Origin of the sequence: Achromobacter sp. SLBN-14 (assembly GCF_006715415.1) — a bacterium.
GTDB lineage: Bacteria > Pseudomonadota > Gammaproteobacteria > Burkholderiales > Burkholderiaceae_B > Achromobacter > Achromobacter mucicolens.
Genome location: NZ_VFNE01000001.1, coordinates 4,193,123 through 4,210,892 on the forward strand (window position 1 = coordinate 4,193,123; position 17,770 = coordinate 4,210,892).

A 17,770-nucleotide genomic window follows, 5' to 3' on the forward strand; every position below is an offset into this window, starting at 1 on the left:
GCCGCCTAGCGCCCAGCGCCCGTCAGCCCCGCAAAAAAACGCGTCGCATTCGATTCCAGCCCATCGATGTAATAGCCCCCTTCCTGCACGATCAGTGTGGGCAGGTTCAGGCCGCCGACCTCGCGGCCCAGGCGCTCGAAACCGTCTTCCGTCACGCTGACCATGGCCTGGGGATCCTTCTCGAAAATGTCAAAGCCCAGCGACAGCACCAGGGCATCGGGCTGGAACAATGCGATCGCACGGCGCGCCTGCGCCAGCCGCTCGAAGAACACGGATTCCGGAGAACCGTGCGGCATGGGCAGGTTGATGTTGTAGCCATAACCCGCGCCGGCGCCGCGTTCGTCCTCGAAGCCCGCCACCACGGGATAGAAGTTCTCGGGATCGCCGTGAATGGAGACGTACAGCACGTCGCTACGTTCGTAGAAGATTTCCTGGATGCCCTGGCCGTGGTGCATGTCGGTGTCCAGGATGGCGACGCGGGGAAACCGGCGGGTCAGCCGCTGGGCGGCGATAGCGGCGTTGTTCAGGTAGCAGAAGCCGCCCGCGGCATCGCGCCGCGCATGGTGGCCGGGCGGGCGGCAGATGGCGTAGGCGCCGCGGTCGCCGGCCAGCAGCGCATCGGCGCCCGCGATGGCGCATTGCGCCGACCAGTAGGCCGAATGCCAGGTCTTCGGGCCAACCGGGCAACTGCCGTCGGCCAGGTACCGCCCGGCCTTGGCCAGCACGCCACGCAGCGCGTTGGGCTCGCGCACGAAGACGTTCGACACGACCTCGCCGCCCCAGTCTCCGGGCAGCTTCATCCAGTCTTCATGCGCATCCTGCAGAAAGCGCAGGTAATCCAGGCTGTGCACCGCCGCGATTGCGCCCGCCCCGTCGTCGGCCGGCGCCTGGACGTCGAAGCCCAGCTTGCGCGCCGCCTGCACCAGGCCGTCCAGCCGCGACGGCACCTCCTGCGGCGTGCGCATCTTGCCGCGCGAAAAATAGGTCTGCGGATGGTGAAGCTTTTGATCGTCGTGAAAGAACGCCTTCATGCCTGGGACCTCTGGACTGGTTGGCTCGCAAACCATGAATTCTTATCCAGCGGCGCGGCGCTGCTTATGGGGGATTACCCGCGCCGCGCGTGCCCGCGTCCGGACTGAAGGTCTTTGCGGCCCGCCTTTACCACTACTGCGGCTTGATTTGCGCCGCCTTGACGATGTCCCGCCACTTTTCGCCTTCCGACACGTTGAATCGGGCAAACGTCGCAGGGTCCGATCCCACCGGCTTGGCGCCCAGGCCCGCATACTGCGTCACGACATTGGGCTGGCGAAGCGCCCGGGCCGCGTGCTCGGACAGCTTGGCCACGATGGCCGGCGGCGTGCCTTTGGGCGCCCACAGGCCGTACCAGGTGCTGATGTCAAAGCCCGGAAATCCGGACTCGGCCATCGTGGGCACGTCGGGCAGCTCATCCACGCGCCGGCTTGTGGTGACCGCCACCGCGCGCAGCTTGCCGGACTTGATGAAGGGCATGGCCGACGGCATGGAATCGAACATCAGCTGAATCTGTCCGCCCACCAGATCCGTCAGCGCGGGCGCGCTGCCTTTGTAGGGCACATGCTGCATCGGCAGGCCGGTGCGCACCTTGAAGGACTCGCCCGCAAGCTGCTGCGCAGACGCCGAGCCGGCCGAACCGAAGTTCAGCGGCTGGGTCTTGCCCTGCGCCACCAGGTCCTGCACGGTCCGCACCTTGGACGTCTGCGGCACCACCAGCACCAGCGGCACGTCCGCCAGCTGCGTGATGGGCACGAAGTCCTTGAAGGCGTCATAGCGCATCGACGCGTAGATGTACGGGTTGATGACATGCAGCGAGGCGTTGGCCAGGAATGTGTAGCCGTCGGGCGCGGCGCGCGCCACCAGGTCCGCGCCGATCATGCCGCTGGCGCCCGGCTTGTTGTCGACGACGATGTTCTGGCCGATGGTCTTGGACATTTCCGCGGCCACCAGCCGCGCCACGATATCGGTCGGGCCGCCCGGCGGGTAGGGCACCACCATGGTGATGGGCTTGCTGGGGTAGGCATCGGCAGCCTGCGCCGCGACCGTAATGCAGGCGCAACTGGCCGCCAGGGCCAAGGCTGCAAGCTGGCGAACGCGGGGCGCTACATCGATCGCTGCGCGGGCGCGGCGCGGCCAGGCGGCGCGCCGGAAGTCGTGGGTACGCATGGGGTTGTCTCCGTCGTTATGGTGATCGCCACCTTGCCGACGACTTGTCGGCTTTCCAGGGCGGCGAGTGCTGCGGCAAGACCGGTGATCGGATAGATCGCCGTTACAGCCGGCCGGATCCGCTGGCGGCGGGCCCAGTCGAAGAGGGTGGACATGGTGCGCTGCACGGCGGGCGCGTGGACGATGCGTTCGTCCGCGGGCGTCCAGCCGATGTAGCGGCCAAAGAAAAACCCATGCAGGGCAATGTTCTTCACAAGCAGCAGGTTCAGCGGCACGTCGGGAATGCGGCCGCTGGCGAAACCCACCGACACCATGCGCGCGTTGGCCGCCGCGGCGCGCACGCTGTGTTCGAAGGCGTCGCCGCCCACGGCGTCCAGCACCACGTCCGCGCCATGCCCGTGGCTGGCTGCCTTGACGGCCTGCGGCATGTGCGCATCGGCCGCGAACGCATGGGCCGCGCCCGCGTCCAACGCGGCCTGGCGCTTTTCCGGCGTGCTGGCGCAGGCGATCACGTTCGCGCCCAGTGCCGAGGCAATCTCGACGGCCGCAAGCCCCACGCCGGAGCCGGCACCCAGCACCAGCACCGTCTCGCCGGGCTGCATGGCGGCGCGCCAGAGCAGCGCTGTCCAGGCGGTGCCGTACGAAATCGGGATGGGCAGCGCGGTCAGGAGCGGCAAGTCCTCGGGCACCGGATAGACGGTGTATTCGGGCACGGTCAGGCGTTCGGCGTAGCAGCCCCAACGCGCCAGCGCCACCACCCTGTCGCCGGGCTTGAGGCGCGTGACCTTGGCGCCGCAGGCGACGACGCGGCCGGCGGCCTCCGTGCCGGGCGCAAAGGGCAGGGGCGGACGGCTTTGATAGCGCCCCTCGATCAGCAGCTTGGTTGCATGGCTGACGCTAGCATGCTCGATGGCGATGGTGACCTCGTCGGGGGCGGGGGCGGGCGCGTCGGCAAGCTCGCCGGGCACGACGTCCTCGACCGGACCGTGGCGATGGCAGACCAGGGCGCGCATCAGACGGCCTCCTTGCTGCAAGCAGCCTGGCGCAGCACGCCGGCCTCAAGCAGGGCCTGGATCTGCCCGCGCGGCACGCCCCAATCGGTCAGCGCCTCGACCGTGTGCTCACCGACCGCGGGCGCGGCGGCAAGGGGCCGGCGCGACAAGGCGCCAGCCGCGCGCGCATAGGGCAGCGGCTCGCCGCCCGGCTGCGCCAGCGGTTCCAGCAATCCCAGGTGCGCGGCCTGCGGATGCGCGGCCAGACCGTCGTAATCGCGCACGCGGGCATGCAGCACGTCTTCGCGCGTCAGGCGTTCCACCCAGTGCGCGGCGGGATGCAGCGCCAGTTGCTCGGCCATTTCCCGATGCAGGCGGTCGCGCTGCGCCATGCGCCCCGCGTTGGTGGACAGGGCCGGATCGGCAAGCCAATCGGTCCGCTCCAGCGCACGGCACAAGCGCGCGAACTGATCGTTGTTCAGCGCCAGCACCGACAGGCGCGCGTCGGCGGTGTCGAACACGCCATTGGGCGCGCTGACCGCCACCGCCTCGCGCTGCCCCGCGATGCCGTAGGCAAGAATGTCGTTCACCTGCAAGGCCGCGCAGGCCGCAAGCAGACTGAGCTGCACATGCTGGCCGCGGCCGCTGCGCGCCTGCTGGTAGAGCGCGGCACTGGCGGCTTGCACGGCGTACAGCGCGGTGGCGATGTCCGCCATCAAGAGGCCGATGCGGCGGGGCTCGCCGGCGGGCGTCTGGTTGGCGAACATCAAGCCGCTGTCGGCCTGCATCACCGAGTCCGAAGCCGGCGCGTTGGCGTATGGGCCGTCCGGTCCGTAACCGCTGATGGACACGTAGACGAGGCCCGGGCAACGCGCCGCGAGGCTGTCGTAGCCCACCCCCATGCGCTCGGCCACGCCCGGCCGGAAGTTCTGGATCACCAGGTCCGCGCGTTGCGCCAGCTCCGCCAGAAGCGCCTTGCCGCGCGGCTGGCGCGCGTCCACGCACACGCCGCGCTTGCCGGCGTTGTAGGCAATGGACAGCGCGCTCTGGTCGTCGCGCACAACGCCCACGTGCCGGCCCCAGTCGCCGTCGGGCGGCTCCACCTTCATGACGTCGGCGCCTTGCTGCCACAGGATCTGCGCGCAGTACGGGCCCGCGATGCCCTGGCTCAGGTCCAGCACACGCAGTCCGGCGTAGGGGCCGCAAGAAGCGTCAATGGGCGGGGTCTGCATGGGGATCGGGCGCTCCTCGGCAAGGGGTCTAGGGCAATGAAGACGATGCTAGACTCGGCCGACGCATTGGACAATCCATCGGTTTGTGCCGGGAATGGTGAATCATGATTGACAATATGCCGGACCTGAACCTCGTCAGGCTTTTTGTCGCGATGGTCGAGTCGCGCAATCTCAGCGCGGCCGCCCAGCGTTGCGGCATGACGCGGTCGAACATGTCGCACCGGTTGAAGCGGCTGGAACTCGACCTGGGCGCGCAACTGTTCCGGCGCACCACCCGCCATGTCGAACTGACGCAGGCGGGGCAGTTGCTGTACCAGCACGGCATCCGGCTGCTGGACGAGATGCGCGCGGTGCAGGCGGCCATCGACAGCCTCGATGGCGCGGTGCGCGGCGACGTGCGCATCCGCCTGCCCACGGGACTGGGCCATCTTTATCTGGCGCCGGTGCTGCTGGAATTCGCGCGCGCCCATCCCGACATCGCGCTGCGCGTGCACATCAACGATGGCATCGGCGACCTGATCTCCGCCGAGGTCGACATTGCGCTCAAGATCACCTCGTCTCCGCCCGAGGATCACGTGGCGCGGCGGCTATGCGGCATCCAGTGGTGCCTGTGCGCATCGCCCGGCTTCCTGGCGCGCAACGGGCCGGTGCAGCACATCGAACAGTTGGGCCGTTGCGACCTCATCGCGCCGCAATCGCTGGGCCGGCGCTTCGATCTGCGGCTCAAGCAGGCGCACGGCGATCCGTTGATCCTGCGTGTGGCGCCGAGGCTGCAGTCGGGCGATTATCCGTTCCTGCGCGACGCGGTGCTGGCGGGCCTGGGCGTGGCGCTGCTGCCGCGCTACGCCGTGTGGGAAATGCTGCGCGATCAGACGTTGGTTCAGGTGTTGCCCACGTTCGAGCCCGAGGGCGTGGGCGATGCCATCTATCTGCTGACTGCACCGAACCGCTTTCCGTCGATGGCCACGCGCGTGCTTGCCGACTTCATCCGCGAGCACATCGAGCGGCATGCGCGGGACTGGGGCGGGACGCTTGCCGCCGCGCAGTAATGCGCAGGACCTGGCGCGTGCGCAGCGGTCAGGTCTTTACGCCGTCCTGACCCAACCGCGCGATGGCCGCCTCAAGATCGTCGGCATGCACCATCAACGCCCGCACCTGCTGCAAGCACGGAAACTGATTGAGCACGGGGCTCCAGCGCGGCTGCGCAAGCAGTTGATGCCATAGCGGCGCAAGCGTCTGCGAATCTGGCGCTTCGCCCGCAATCGTCTGGCTGGCATAGTCCAGGCTTTCTTGCGCGGAAAGCAGCTGCATGCGGCTCGCGGCGCTGAGCAGCCGGGGCGCGGTTTCCGCGGGCGCGTCCGAGAAATACAGGATCGTGCTGGCCAGTTCGTCCGGGTCCGCCGGCAGCGCGGCCAGCGCCGCGCCGCGCAGCCGCAGGGGCCCTTGATGGCTGTCGAACACATAAGTGGTCTGCGCATCGGCATGCTTGAGCAGCCGCAGGCCGCGCAGCAACCGCGGCAGATCCGTGGTGGCGGCATCCGTGGAAGCCTTGGCCTCCACCAGCAGACACACGTCCCAGACGGGCTCCGCCGCATCGCCACCCGACTGGCGCAGCAGGGCCACGTCCCATTCGGTCTTGGCGCGGTCCGCATTGCCGGGTATCGATGCCGGTACGCGCAGGGACGTCGCCACCCGGTAGGTCTCGCCAGCCGCCTGCGCAAGGTGTTGGGCCAGCGCAGCGATTGACGATTCCGCGCGCGCCTCGACGGCCACACCGCGGCGCCGGGCGTCCATCCCCTGGGCGGCGGCCTCGGGCGTGCCGGTGCGCGGGCCTTGGCGCTGCCACAGGGATTGATAGCGTTGAACCTGGGGCTCCGACGCCAAGTCGTCCTGCCGCCGCAGACGCGCCAAGGCGGGATCGCGAAGCAACCCCTCCAGTTGACCGGCAAGCGCCGCGTCCGCTTTTTCATCGGACGCCAGTGCGGAAAGCAGCGTTTGCACGCCTTGCGTCAGCGCGCGCCATTCGCCGGCGGCGCAGGCGCCATCCAAGTCAGCGAGCGCATCCGCCAACGGCCCGCCCGGCATCCGGCGACGCTTGCCGGGATGCGCAAACGCAGCCACCGCCGTGCGCACGGCGCGCCGGTCCGCGCCCGCGTGCGCCGACAGCGAAGCATGTTCGCGCACCTGCGCACTTTGATGGCGCAGGACCATGGCCTGGAAAACGGGATCTCCGCCCGGGTCCCGCAGGGCATCACGGATCAACCGCGACAGCGCAGCGACAAAGAAATGCTGATGTTCGCACTGCGGCTCGGCGCCGGAAGTCAGCGCCGCGCGGCCCGCTTCGATGGCGGCGGCAAGCGCCGCCGCCGGGTCGGAATCTTCAAGCCCGCGCGTGGGTGCGGACATCGCCGCGACGCGGTAGCGGCGCGCCACGGCGCGCAGCGTCTGTTCGATCAAGGCGGGCGGTAAGGCAGCGGGCATGAAGGTTCCGTGGCATGCCCGGCCTCGTCGCTAGATAACTACCAGGGTACGACCGACACGGCGATCGATACCACGACGACCAGGGCAATGATGGTGAGGATGTGATTTGTACGCATATTTTCTCCTTTGAGCCACCGCTACACACTACTTGCTTGCGACGCCCTTCGTCTGCAACTGAAGTTTTAAATTCTCATCGGATGTTAGCGGCGCGCGTTTCGCGCGGATTTCCCGCGGCGGCGCGGGGTATAACCAAGGCAAGCGGCCGCGAACCCCGTGCGCCGCGCCGATCGGGAGGTGCCATGCGCGATATCGTGCAATTGCGTCCGGAAGGGCTGTACTGTCCGGCCGGCGGCTTTCATATCGATCCCTGGCGGCCGGTGGACGTGGCCGTGCTGACGCACGGTCACGGCGATCATGCGCGTTCGGGCATGGGCCGCTATCACACCAGCGCAGAAGGCTTGCCCATTCTGCAATGGCGCCTGGGCGACCAGGATTACCGGGTCCATGCGTACGGCGAGACCTTCACGTTGGGCGACGCGCGCGTGTCGCTGCATCCGGCCGGCCACGTGCTTGGATCGGCGCAAGTGCGCATCGAAGTCGGTGGCGAAGTCTGGGTTGTGTCCGGCGACTACAAGCGCCAACCCGATCCGACGTGCAGCCCCTTTGAAGTCGTGCCGTGCGACACCTTCATCACCGAGGCCACCTTTGGGTTGCCCATCTATCGCTGGCCCAGCGCCTCGGACGTGGCGCGCGACATCGTGCAGTGGCGCGACCACTGCGCCGCGCGTGGCGAGGCGGCCATTCTGTATTGCTATGCGTTAGGCAAGGCGCAACGCGTGCTTGCGGAATTGATCCCGTTCATCGACCGCCCGGTCTACCTGCATGGCGCAATCGCCGCAGGCGTGGACGTGTACCGCAAGGCGGGCGTGCCGCTGGCCGAGACGCGGCTGGTCATCGACGCGGACGGCCCTGCCGCCTCGGGCACGGGATTTGCTGGGGAGCTGATCCTTGCGCCGCCGTCAGCTGCCGGCAGCCCGTGGCTGCGGCGCTTTCGCAAGGCGCAGCATGGGTTTGCGTCCGGGTGGATGCGGCTGCGGGGCAATCGGCGGCGGCGCAACATGGATCGGGGTTTCGTGGTGTCGGACCATGCGGATTGGCCCGATCTGGTGCGCACGATCCGCGACACCGGCGCCAAGCGGGTCATCGCCACGCACGGCGACACCGAGGCGCTGGTGCGGACGCTGAATGATTCGGGCATCGCCGCGGAGACGCTGGTGACGCAGTACGGAGAAGACGACTAGGACGGACACGAACATCCTGGATCATCGACAGGGGAACGGACGCAGGCATGAAGCGATTCGCGGGGTTGTATCAGGAGCTCGACCGCAGCACAGCCACCTTGGACAAGCGCGCGGCGCTGGTGGCGTACTTCCGCGATGCGCCGCCGCGCGACGCGGTCTGGGCGCTGTATCTGCTGGCGGGCGGCAAGATCACCAGCGCGCGCAAGAAGATTGCCGGCGTGGGCGAGCTGCGCGCTTGGGCGGCCGACGCCTCCGGCACGGCGCCGTGGCTGCTGGACGCCTGCTATGACCAGGTCGGCGACCTGGCCGAAACCTTGGCGTTGCTGGTGCCGGATCCGGTACAGGCCGCGCCCGATCGCGGGCTGGCCGATTGGATCGAAGAGGTCTTGCTGCCTGTGGCCAATCGCGACGAGACCGAGCGGCGCGAGGTCGTCGTGTCGGCGTGGCTGGGCCTGCCCTATGCCGAACGTCTCGTGTTCAACAAGCTGCTGACCGGCGCGCTGCGCGTCGGGGTGTCGCAGCGCATGGTGCAGCAGGCGCTGGCCGAGATGTCGGGGGTGCCCATCGCCCGCATCGCGCAGCGCATGCTGGGCGCGTGGTCCCCCAGCCCGGCGTTCCTGCGCGACTTGCTCAGCGTCGAAGAGCTGCCCGGTGATCGCCAGCAGCCTTACCCCTTCTTCCTGGCCTCGCCGCTTGAAGGCGAGCCCGCCATTCTGGGCCCCATCGACGAGTGGCTGCTGGAATGGAAGTGGGATGGGATCCGCGCGCAGCTGATCCGGCGCCACGGCGAAGTGTCGCTGTGGTCGCGCGGCGAAGAGCGGCTGGACGGGCGTTTTCCGGAAGTGGAAGCGGCCGCCGCCGCGCTGAACGTGGACTGCGTCATCGATGGCGAGTTGCTGGCCTGGCAGGATGGCCAGACGGACCCCATGCCGTTTTCAGCACTGCAAACCCGTATCCAGCGCCTGAAGCCCGGCCCCAAGTGGCTGGCCGAGGCGCCGGTGCAGATGCTGGCGTACGACCTGCTTGAACTGGAGGGCGAGGACCTGCGCGAATTGCCGCAGGCACAGCGGCGTGAGCGACTGGAAGCGCTGCTGCGCCGCCACCCCGATCCGCGGCTGCGCATGTCGCCGGCCGTGGCGCCCTCGGACTGGGACGAGGCCCTCGCACTGCGCGCGGAATCGCGCGAGCGCGGTGTCGAAGGCTTCATGCTCAAGCGCCGCAGCGCGCCCTATCAAAGCGGGCGGCGGCGCGGCGACTGGTGGAAGTGGAAAATCGATCCGCTCACCATCGACGCCGTGTTGTTGTACGCGCAATCCGGTCATGGCCGGCGCAGCACGCTCTACACCGACTACACCTTCGGGCTGTGGGATGGCGATGCGCTGGTGCCGATCGCCAAGGCATATTCGGGGCTGGACGACAAAGAGATCCTGGAACTGGATCGCTGGCTGCGCGCCCACACGCGCGAGCGCTTCGGGCCGGTGCGCTCGGTCGAGCCGGTGCAGGTCTTCGAACTGGGCTTTGAGGGTGTCAACCTGTCCAAACGGCACAAGTCCGGCGTGGCGGTGCGCTTTCCGCGCATCTTGCGCTGGCGGCACGACAAGCCTGCGGGCGAGGCCGATCAGCTTGACACCCTGAAGGCGCTGGCGCGATGAGTGGCGGGGCCCGGGGCAGGGACGCGCCGCTGATCGCGTGGTTCAAGACACGCGGCTGGAAGCCCGCGCCCTTTCAGCGCGAAACGTGGCGCCGTTATCTGGATGGCGAGTCGGGGTTGCTGCATACGCCGACGGGCAGCGGCAAGACATTGGCGGCATTTGGCGGCCCGCTGCTCGAAGCGCTTGAAGACGACACACCGGTGCGCGCGGCAGCGGGCGAGGGACCGCGCGTGCTGTGGGTGACGCCGCTGCGCGCGCTGGCCGCCGATACGACGCGGGCATTGACGCAGACGGCGAGCGAATTGGGCATCGACTGGACGGTCGCGTTGCGCACCGGCGACGCCAGCGCGCGTGACAAGCGGCTGGCGCGGCAGGGCAAGGCGCACGTGCTGGTCATCACGCCCGAATCGTTGGCGTTGCTGCTGTCGTACGCCGACGCGTCGCTGCGCTTTCGCGCGTTGCGCTGCATCGTGGTGGACGAATGGCACGAGCTGCTGGGCAACAAGCGGGGCGTGCTGTTGCAGCTATGCCTGGCGCGCGTTCGGAAGCTGTCGCCGGCCGCACGGACCTGGGGGCTGTCCGCCACGCTGGGCAATCTGGAGCAGGCGCGAGCGGTGCTGCTGCCGCAGGCGCCGGACAGCGCGCTGGTGGCGGGCGCCAAGCCGCGCAAGATCCAGATCTCGACCTTGCTGCCGGAACGCAGCCGCTCGCTGCCTTGGGCGGGCCACCTGGGGCTGTCGCAGCTCGAACGCGTCTTCAAGCGCCTTTTCGACGTGCGCGCGACGCTGCTGTTCACGAATACCCGGGCGCAGGCCGAGCTGTGGCATCGCGCGCTGGAATCGATCTGGCCGGAAGCCCCGGGCACGCTGGCCTTGCATCACGGGTCGCTGGACCCCAAGTTGCGCGCGGCGGTCGAGCAAGGGCTGCGCGACGGCACGGTGCGCTGCGTGGTCGCGACGTCCAGCCTGGATCTGGGCGTGGATTTCCCGGCGGTGGACCAGGTGCTGCAGATCGGCAGCCCGAAGGGCGTGGCGCGCCTGTTGCAGCGCGCCGGCCGCGCCAAGCATCGGCCGGGCGAATCGGGCAACGTCGTCTGCGTGCCCGCACAGGCGCTGGAACTGATCGAATATGCCGCGGCCCGCCAGGCGATCGCGCGCGGTGAGATCGAATCGCGCATGCCGCCCATCGGCAGCCTGGACGTGCTGGCCCAGCACGCCGTGACGCTGGCGCTGGGCGGCGGGTTCGACGCCGCCGAACTGTACGAGGAAGTTCGCGGCACGCATGCCTACGCCACGCTTGACGCTGCAACGTGGCAGGCCGTGCTGGACTTCATCGTGCAAGGAGGGCGCGCGCTGGCAAAGTACCCGGACTACCACCGCGTGGTGCGCGACGAGGATGGCTGCTACCGCGTGCACGACCGGCGCATCGCCTTCCGTCATCGGTTGTCCATCGGCACCATTACGTCCGACGGCGCGGTGGCGGTGAAGTATCTGCGGGGCGGCAGTCTGGGGTCCGTCGAGGAAGGGTTCCTGGCGCGTCTGCGGCGCGGCGACCGCTTTCAGTTCGCCGGCCGCACGCTGGAGCTGGTGCGGCTGGAGGGCATGGTCGCCTACGTGCGCCGCGCAAAGGCCGGCGACGGGCCCGTCGCGACGTGGCAGGGCGGCCGCATGCCCTTGTCGACGCAGTTGGCGAGCGAAGTGGAAAGCCTGTATTCCCATCCCGGCGACCATCCAGAAATGCGTGCGGTCGGGCCGCTGCTGCGGATTCAGGAAGCGGCCAGCGCGCTGCCCGACCACGGCCGGCTGGTGGCCGAGCTCATCAAGACGCGGCGCGGCACGCATCTGTTCCTGTTTCCGTTCGCCGGCCGCGCCGTGCACGAGGGCATCGCCGCGATGGTCGCGCTGCGCTGGGGCCGGCGCCAGCCCAACACGATTTCCTACACCGTCAATGACTACGGCCTGATGCTGACCTTGGCCGAACCCGCCGCGCTGGACGACGCGCTGCTGCGCGCGCTGCTCAGTCCCGACAACATGGCCGAGGACCTGCGCGACGGCGTCAATCTTGGCGAAATGGCGCGCCGCCAGTTCCGGGAGATTGCCCGCGTTGCCGGCCTGCTGACGCCGTCGTTGCCGGGGCAGGCGGCGCGCTCGCTGCGGCAGGTGCAGGCGTCCAGCGGTCTGCTCTACGACGTGCTGCGCCGCTACGATCCCGATCACCTTCTGCTGGCGCAGGCGGAGCGCGAAGTCTTTGAATTGCAACTGGAGGCGCCGCGCCTGCTGGCGGCGCTGCAAGACTGCCAGCGCCGCGATCTGGCCTTGTGCGAACCGCGCGCGCTCACGCCGCTGTCGTTCCCGCTGTGGACCGAAAGCCTGCGTGGACAGCTCAGCACCGAGACGTGGCAGGCGCGTGTCAAGCGCGCCGCCGAGCGACTGGAGAAGCGTTATGCACGCGTCGCCTGACGCAGGCCTGGCGATGGCGCTGGCGGGCGAACGCGTCGTCCTGCTGGGCGCGCGCGCCATGCACTGGCCGGCGCGGTCCCGGCTGGTGATTGCCGACCTGCATCTGGGCAAGAGCCATGTCTTTCGCCAGGCGGGCATCGCCGTGCCGCGCGGCGCGACGATGGATGACTTGAATCGCTTGTCGGCGCTGATCGCGGCGACGCAGGCGACCGAACTGCTGATCGTGGGCGACGTGCTGCACGGCCCTGCTGCGCAGGCGGCCTGGCGCGATGCGTGGATTGCGTGGCGCGAGGCGCATGCCGGCGTGGACGTGGCGGTGCTGGCCGGTAACCACGACCGGGCCCTGGACGCGCCGGCGCTGGGCATGCGCCAGCTTGGGCAGGCGTGGGCCGACGGCCCATTTCTTTTCCGGCATCTGCCAACGCCGGACACGCAGGGCCGGCACGTCATTGCCGGCCACGTGCATCCGAAGACGCGCGTGCCGGGCGTGCCGCGCAGCTGGCCGGCCTTCTGGCTGCGCCCCGGCATCACCGTCCTGCCGGCGTTTTCCGACTTCACGGGCGGACATCCGGTGCAAGGCGGGCAGGGCGCGTCGTTAGTCGCATGCGTGGAAGGCGATGCGCTGGCGCTGGGGTGGTCCCCACCCCGGCCGTGACGCCCCGCCGTGACGGGCACGACGCTTGCTGAACAGGGCGCATCTTCTCGCGCACCTTGTGTCCCAATCTTCATGACAGACCATCACGGCCCTGCCGCTCAGCCGTCCTGCCTGCACATCCTCGATCAGGCACTTTCAGATGCCCATGCGCCGCTCGATCCCGGGCGGTGGCTGCGGATCCTTGTCGACCAGGGTTGCGGCCGGTTGCCGCTGCCCGCCTCGGGCCGCACGCGCGAACGGTGGCAGGCGCTGGCCCGCGTGGCGGCAGCGGATCTCAGCCTGGCCAAGCTTTTCGAGGGCCACACCGATGCGCTCGCCATCCTGGCGGAGTTACAGGCGTCGCCCGCGCCCTCGATGGCGAATAGCCGCTGGGCCGTGTGGTGCGCCGAACCCCCGGATCACCGCGTCCAGATCACGCAGCGCGCCGATGGTTCGGCGCTGCTGCACGGCGTCAAGGCCTGGTGTTCCGGCGCGGCATCCGTGACGCACGCGCTCGTCAGCGGTTGGAATCCGGCCGGAGAACCCTGTCTGGTCGCGGTGGCAATGGATCAGGATGGCGTCAAGGTGACCGATGCCGGCTGGCACGCCGTGGGCATGCGCGCGTCGGCCAGCGTCGACGTGGCCTTCAGTCACGTGCCGTGCACGCTGGTAGGCAAGCCCGGCGCCTACGTGAATCGCCCCGGTTTCCTGCACGGCGGCGCCGGTGTCGCGGCGTGCTGGTATGGCGGGCTGGTGCACATTGCGCAGTCGTTGCGCGCGGCGTTGCCGGTGACGTCCGCCGACCAGCATCGCCTCGCGCATCTGGGCGCCGTTGACGTCGCCCTGGCGCAGGCGCGGGCAGTGCTGCGCGAGACCGCTGCCGAGATCGATGCGCATCCGCGCCAGTCGTGCGCGATGGCTTGCGCGCGAGCCCGCTTGGCCGTGGAGGCGGCGGCGGCCGTGGTGGTGGAACGGGCGGCGCGCGCGCTGGGCGCGGGGCCGTTGTGCCGCGACGCCGGCTTTGCGCAGGTGATGGCCGATCTGCCCGTCTTCATCCGTCAGAGCCATGCCGAACGCGACCAGGCCGCGCACGGACAAGCGGTGCTTAACCACGAGGGCGCGCCATGGGCGCTGTAGCCGCGGATCACTTCGAACGGCTGTACCGCGCCGACGCCGACCCGTGGCGCGTGGCAAGCGCTTGGTACGAACGCCGCAAGCGCGGCCTGCTGCTGGCGGCGCTCGGCCGCGAACACTATCGCCACGCCTTTGAGCCGGGTTGCGGCACGGGGGAGTTGACCCGATGCCTGGCGCTGCGGTGCGCGCAGGTCTGCGCCGTCGACGTCGCGCCTGCGGCAGCCGCGCGTTGCGGCGAGCGCATGGCGGGCGAGGGCCTGGACCACGTCGCGGTGCTGCCCTTGGACCTGCCGCGGCAGTGGCCTGACGTGCCGCCGGACGGCTTTGACCTCATCGTGCTGTCGGAAGTGGCGTATTACCTGGACGACGCGGCGCTTCGCGCTTTTTTGCATGGCGTGGACGCGTCGCTGGGCGCCGGCGGCGAACTCGTCGCCTGCCACTGGCGCCCGGACTTCGATGACCGTCTCCAGCCCACGGATGCGTTGCATGCCGCGCTCGGCGCGCTGCCCGGCCTGGTGTGCACGGCGCGGCACGAAGAGCCCGAGTTCCGCCTGGATGTATGGCGCAGACAATCTCAAGGAAGCGATTCATGATCGGCGTGTGTATTCCGGCGCACAACGAAGAGCGCCATATCGAGGACTGCCTGCGCGCCGTACTGCGCGCCTCGCGCCATGCGCGGCTGGGCGGCGAAGCGGTGCGGATCGCGGTGGTGCTGGATCACTGCGTGGATCGCACTGCGGGAATCGTCGCCGGCTGGCCGGTGGATCTGTTGACGGTCCACGCGCGCAACGTGGGCGTTGCGCGTGCCGCCGGCGCGCATCATCTGCTGGATGCCGGCGCGCGGTGGCTGGCCTTCACCGATGCCGACACGAACGTGTCGCCCGATTGGCTGGCCGACCAGCTTTCCTTGGACGCGGAAGTGGTGTGCGGCACGATATCGGTCGCGGGATGGGAAGCGCACGGCGCGTTTGCGCAGCGGGCGCGCGGTGCGTTCGCCGCGCATTACCAGGACCGCGATGGCCACCGGCATGTGCACGGGGCGAACCTGGGCGTCGCGGCGCACGTGTACCGGCGCATTGGCGGTTTTGCGGCGTTGACCTGCAGCGAGGACCAGGCCCTGGTCGACAAGCTGGAAGCCGGCGGCGCGCACATCGCATGGTCTTGCCTGCCGCGCGTGACCACCAGCGCCCGGCCGTATTCGCGCGTCGAAGGCGGATTCGCGACCGCGCTGCGCAGAGGGTGGGACGCGGCGGCAGGCGTCGAGGTCGCTCAGCCGGACCCGGAGCCGGACGGGGAGGCCGGGACGCCGTTCTGCCACTGCTCGTGATAGGCAATCATCCGGACCAGCGCGTGCTGCGCGCTGGCCCGCCGGATCGCGTTGCGGTCGCCTTCGAAACGCGTCGTCTCGGTGTATACGGCGGGCGCGCCATCGGCGGGGCCAGCCTTGAATACCCATGCGTAACACTGCGTGCCGGCGGGAATGTCGGGGTCGGTGCCGTCGGTGACGCCCGTGTTTGAAATTGCGACGTTCGCCGGACTGTTGCGGGCGGCGCCCAGCGCCATTTCCCTGGCCACCGCTTCACTGGTCAGATTGTGGCGCTGCAGCGTACGCGCCGCCACGCCCAGGCACTTCTGCTTGGCCTGCGGCGAGTAGGTCACGAACGCGCAATCCAGCAACGCGCCCGCGCCCGGTATGTCGGCAAGCGTGGCGGCAATCAGCCCTGCCGTGCACGATTCGGCCGTCACCAGTTGCAGCGAGTGTTCGTGCATGTACGCGGCGACTCGTTCGATGGCATTCATTCGCGTCCCTCCTGGCGTGAATGCCCGGGCGGCCAGCAAGCTGCGTGCCGCCCGCGTGCCAACTGCCTGCCCCGTCACCTGTCAGGCGGTTTGTGCGCCACCGCCACCCCCACCGACCCGCACGGCAGCCGGTATTTGCCTCCCCCCAGCCACGTGACGGGCTCGCCGGTCGGAAGGGTGCAGACGTAGATGGGGACACCGGATGCCTCTTGCGTTCTCCTTGCGATCAAACGCCGTTCTACGCGGCAGGTGGAGCGATCGGGGAGTTTTACGATTACATCGGACAGCCTGGATCCTGAAGCCATATTTCATCTCCTGAATGTCGTGTGTCGTGTTGCCGGATGCGGTTGTTGGGCCTTGCCACGGCGTTCTGACCGCATGCTCCATTCTTAGCACCGCGACCGCCTTTGGCCTATCGGCCATACAGCGTGGACCTGGTGCGGTCCGGCCGGCCGCGTCCTTCCGGCACAGCACTTGCTGCCCTGACAAGTCGGGCAGGCGAGGGCGCGCAGTTGCCCCCGAAGCCGGCCCGCTTGATGTGCAACTTGCAACGGGAGAGACGATATGAGTAGAGACCCGAGGAACACGCCGGCATTTCGCGGCGAGCGGGAACCGTGGCAGGATCCCGCGCCTTCGTTCGGCTACCAGAGCGAAGGCACGCGCCAGGGCGGCGCGCGCGAGACGCGAGAGCCTGTGCGCAGCCGCAGCGCGGATCCTGGCCAGAGCAGCTACGGCGGATTCTCGAACGAAGATCCCTCGTTTCAGCGTCAACAGGTGTATGAGGGGCAGGGTCGCGGGCGTGGCGGCGATGACCGCCACCATGACGCGCGAGACCGATATGGGGATCAGCGCCGCGGCGCGGGCGGCCAGGGCCGCGATCAGGGCGGTCGGGACCGCGCCTACGGCCGCGATCAGTCCTACGACGGCCCCACGTCCTTTGGCGACGACGAAGGCGGCTATTACGGCGACCGTCCGGCCTGGCGCGAGGAATCCATGTCCTTCGAAACCGCCGAGCGCGGCGGGTACAACCGTGGCCCGACGGCGTGGCGCGACCGCGCATCGCGCAGGACCGATCCCAAGGGCTACATCCGTTCGGACGACCGGATTCGCGAGAACGTCTGCGAGGCGCTCGCCCATAGCGGCCTGGACGTGAGCGACGTGTCGGTTTCGGTCACCGATGGCCGGGTCGTGCTGGAGGGCACCGTCCCCAACCGCCGCATCAAGCATCACATCGAGGATTGCACCGTGGAGTGCGCCGGTGTCAACGACGTCGACAACCGGATCCGCGTCAGTGAAAGGAGCAAATCATGACCAAGCAGATGGACGACAAGCACAACGAGACCGGCGCGGACCGCACCCAGGACGATACGCCCCGGCAATCGCAGGCGAGCCACGGCGACACGCAGAACCGCACCAAAAAGGAGGGCCATACCACGCAGATCGGGACTGGCCAGGACCAGCAGAGCCAGCGCAACCGCGGGCAGGGCGCGCGGTCCAAGCCTTGATCCTGTCCTGTGCATTGAGCAGGAACCGTAGCCGATGACGCTGGACGCGTTTTGGGACTTCCTGCAATGGCCGGCCATGGCGGCGTCGCTTGCCGCCGCCTGGCTGGTCGCCTCGCGCAGCCCTGCCCGGCGCACGGCCGGTTTCTGGGTATTTCTTGCCAGCAACGTGTTGTGGGTGGCCTGGGGGCTACACGACGACGCGTGGGCGCTTATTGCGCTGCAACTAGGATTGGCCGTGCTCAACGTGCGCGGCGTCCTGAAAAACGATTCATAGGGCGCCTGACGGCCGGGCCAAAGGCCTATACTTTTTCCATCACGCACGCTCCGGCGCACGACACAGGGCGTCTGCCGCCTTCCCCCCGCGCGGCGTTCGCCGGGCAT

17 protein-coding genes are annotated in these 17,770 nt (G+C 69.0%); 11 read left to right on the forward strand and 6 right to left on the reverse strand.

Going from position 1 to position 17,770, the window contains the following annotated elements; translation table 11 throughout:
* Positions 1-5 precede the first annotated feature (5 nt).
* From FBY20_RS19085 to FBY20_RS19100, 4 genes are all read right to left on the reverse strand, one after another.
* On the reverse strand, positions 6-1,031 hold the full coding sequence (locus tag FBY20_RS19085) for a histone deacetylase family protein (RefSeq protein WP_142053992.1): 1,026 nt from the start codon (positions 1,029-1,031) through the stop codon (positions 6-8).
* Positions 1,032-1,164: 133 nt separating this feature from the next.
* Positions 1,165-2,199, reverse strand: coding sequence for a tripartite tricarboxylate transporter substrate binding protein (locus FBY20_RS19090; RefSeq protein WP_142053994.1), 1,035 nt, complete (start codon positions 2,197-2,199; stop codon positions 1,165-1,167).
* Entirely contained in the window at positions 2,136-3,212 is a 1,077-nt protein-coding gene (locus FBY20_RS19095) for an NADPH:quinone oxidoreductase family protein (RefSeq protein WP_142053996.1), read from the reverse strand. Before FBY20_RS19095 ends, FBY20_RS19090 begins: the two co-directional genes overlap by 64 nt.
* Complete coding sequence (locus FBY20_RS19100; protein WP_142053998.1) at positions 3,212-4,423, reverse strand: CaiB/BaiF CoA-transferase family protein; 1,212 nt, start codon at positions 4,421-4,423, stop codon at positions 3,212-3,214. The genes FBY20_RS19095 and FBY20_RS19100 overlap by 1 nt, the downstream gene beginning before the upstream one ends.
* A gap of 104 nt (positions 4,424-4,527) precedes the next feature.
* On the opposite strand from FBY20_RS19100, the gene FBY20_RS19105 reads away from it, so the two are divergent.
* Complete coding sequence (locus FBY20_RS19105; protein ID WP_062842251.1) at positions 4,528-5,472, forward strand: LysR family transcriptional regulator; 945 nt, start codon at positions 4,528-4,530, stop codon at positions 5,470-5,472.
* A 28-nt stretch (positions 5,473-5,500) separates the two neighbouring features.
* Here FBY20_RS19105 and FBY20_RS19110 read toward each other — a convergent pair whose 3' ends face one another.
* The gene (locus FBY20_RS19110; RefSeq protein WP_142054000.1) at positions 5,501-6,904 is read right to left on the reverse strand and encodes a 3-deoxy-D-arabino-heptulosonate 7-phosphate synthase; all 1,404 of its coding nucleotides are present in this window, start codon (positions 6,902-6,904) and stop codon (positions 5,501-5,503) included.
* Between the two features lie 299 nt (positions 6,905-7,203).
* On the opposite strand from FBY20_RS19110, the gene FBY20_RS19115 reads away from it, so the two are divergent.
* The 7 genes from FBY20_RS19115 (at position 7,204) to FBY20_RS19145 (ending at position 15,411) form a co-directional block, all read left to right on the forward strand.
* The gene (locus FBY20_RS19115; RefSeq protein ID WP_056322871.1) at positions 7,204-8,205 is read left to right on the forward strand and encodes a ligase-associated DNA damage response exonuclease; all 1,002 of its coding nucleotides are present in this window, start codon (positions 7,204-7,206) and stop codon (positions 8,203-8,205) included.
* Between the two features lie 47 nt (positions 8,206-8,252).
* Positions 8,253-9,857 carry an ATP-dependent DNA ligase gene (locus tag FBY20_RS19120; RefSeq protein ID WP_142054002.1) on the forward strand — a complete coding sequence of 535 codons (1,605 nt, stop codon included), beginning with the start codon at positions 8,253-8,255 and terminating at the stop codon, positions 9,855-9,857.
* Positions 9,854-12,316: a ligase-associated DNA damage response DEXH box helicase gene (locus FBY20_RS19125; protein ID WP_142054004.1), complete on the forward strand. Its 2,463-nt coding sequence runs from the start codon at positions 9,854-9,856 to the stop codon at positions 12,314-12,316. Before FBY20_RS19120 ends, FBY20_RS19125 begins: the two co-directional genes overlap by 4 nt.
* A complete protein-coding gene (gene pdeM / locus FBY20_RS19130; protein WP_142054006.1) occupies positions 12,300-12,971 on the forward strand; it encodes a ligase-associated DNA damage response endonuclease PdeM in 672 nt (223 codons plus the stop codon). Before FBY20_RS19125 ends, pdeM begins: the two co-directional genes overlap by 17 nt.
* A gap of 72 nt (positions 12,972-13,043) precedes the next feature.
* Complete coding sequence (locus FBY20_RS19135; RefSeq protein WP_142054008.1) at positions 13,044-14,087, forward strand: acyl-CoA/acyl-ACP dehydrogenase; 1,044 nt, start codon at positions 13,044-13,046, stop codon at positions 14,085-14,087.
* The gene (locus FBY20_RS19140; RefSeq protein ID WP_056322883.1) at positions 14,075-14,677 is read left to right on the forward strand and encodes an SAM-dependent methyltransferase; all 603 of its coding nucleotides are present in this window, start codon (positions 14,075-14,077) and stop codon (positions 14,675-14,677) included. The genes FBY20_RS19135 and FBY20_RS19140 overlap by 13 nt, the downstream gene beginning before the upstream one ends.
* Positions 14,674-15,411 (forward strand): glycosyltransferase family 2 protein, encoded by a 738-nt coding sequence (locus tag FBY20_RS19145; protein ID WP_082586286.1) that lies wholly within the window; start codon positions 14,674-14,676, stop codon positions 15,409-15,411. The genes FBY20_RS19140 and FBY20_RS19145 overlap by 4 nt, the downstream gene beginning before the upstream one ends.
* On the opposite strand, the gene FBY20_RS19150 is transcribed toward FBY20_RS19145, so the two are convergent.
* Positions 15,354-15,884 carry a CinA family protein gene (locus FBY20_RS19150; protein WP_142054010.1) on the reverse strand — a complete coding sequence of 177 codons (531 nt, stop codon included), beginning with the start codon at positions 15,882-15,884 and terminating at the stop codon, positions 15,354-15,356. The genes FBY20_RS19145 and FBY20_RS19150 overlap by 58 nt on opposite strands.
* Positions 15,885-16,448: 564 nt before the next feature.
* Between FBY20_RS19150 and FBY20_RS19155 the strand changes: the two genes are divergently transcribed.
* The 3 genes from FBY20_RS19155 to FBY20_RS19165 are packed head-to-tail and all read left to right on the forward strand — an operon-like array spanning position 16,449 to position 17,663.
* Complete coding sequence (locus FBY20_RS19155) at positions 16,449-17,195, forward strand: BON domain-containing protein (protein WP_142054012.1); 747 nt, start codon at positions 16,449-16,451, stop codon at positions 17,193-17,195.
* The gene (locus FBY20_RS19160; protein ID WP_082586287.1) at positions 17,192-17,389 is read left to right on the forward strand and encodes a hypothetical protein; all 198 of its coding nucleotides are present in this window, start codon (positions 17,192-17,194) and stop codon (positions 17,387-17,389) included. The genes FBY20_RS19155 and FBY20_RS19160 overlap by 4 nt, the downstream gene beginning before the upstream one ends.
* A gap of 34 nt (positions 17,390-17,423) precedes the next feature.
* Positions 17,424-17,663: a hypothetical protein gene (locus tag FBY20_RS19165; RefSeq protein WP_370458345.1), complete on the forward strand. Its 240-nt coding sequence runs from the start codon at positions 17,424-17,426 to the stop codon at positions 17,661-17,663.
* The last annotated feature ends 107 nt before the right edge of the window (positions 17,664-17,770 follow it).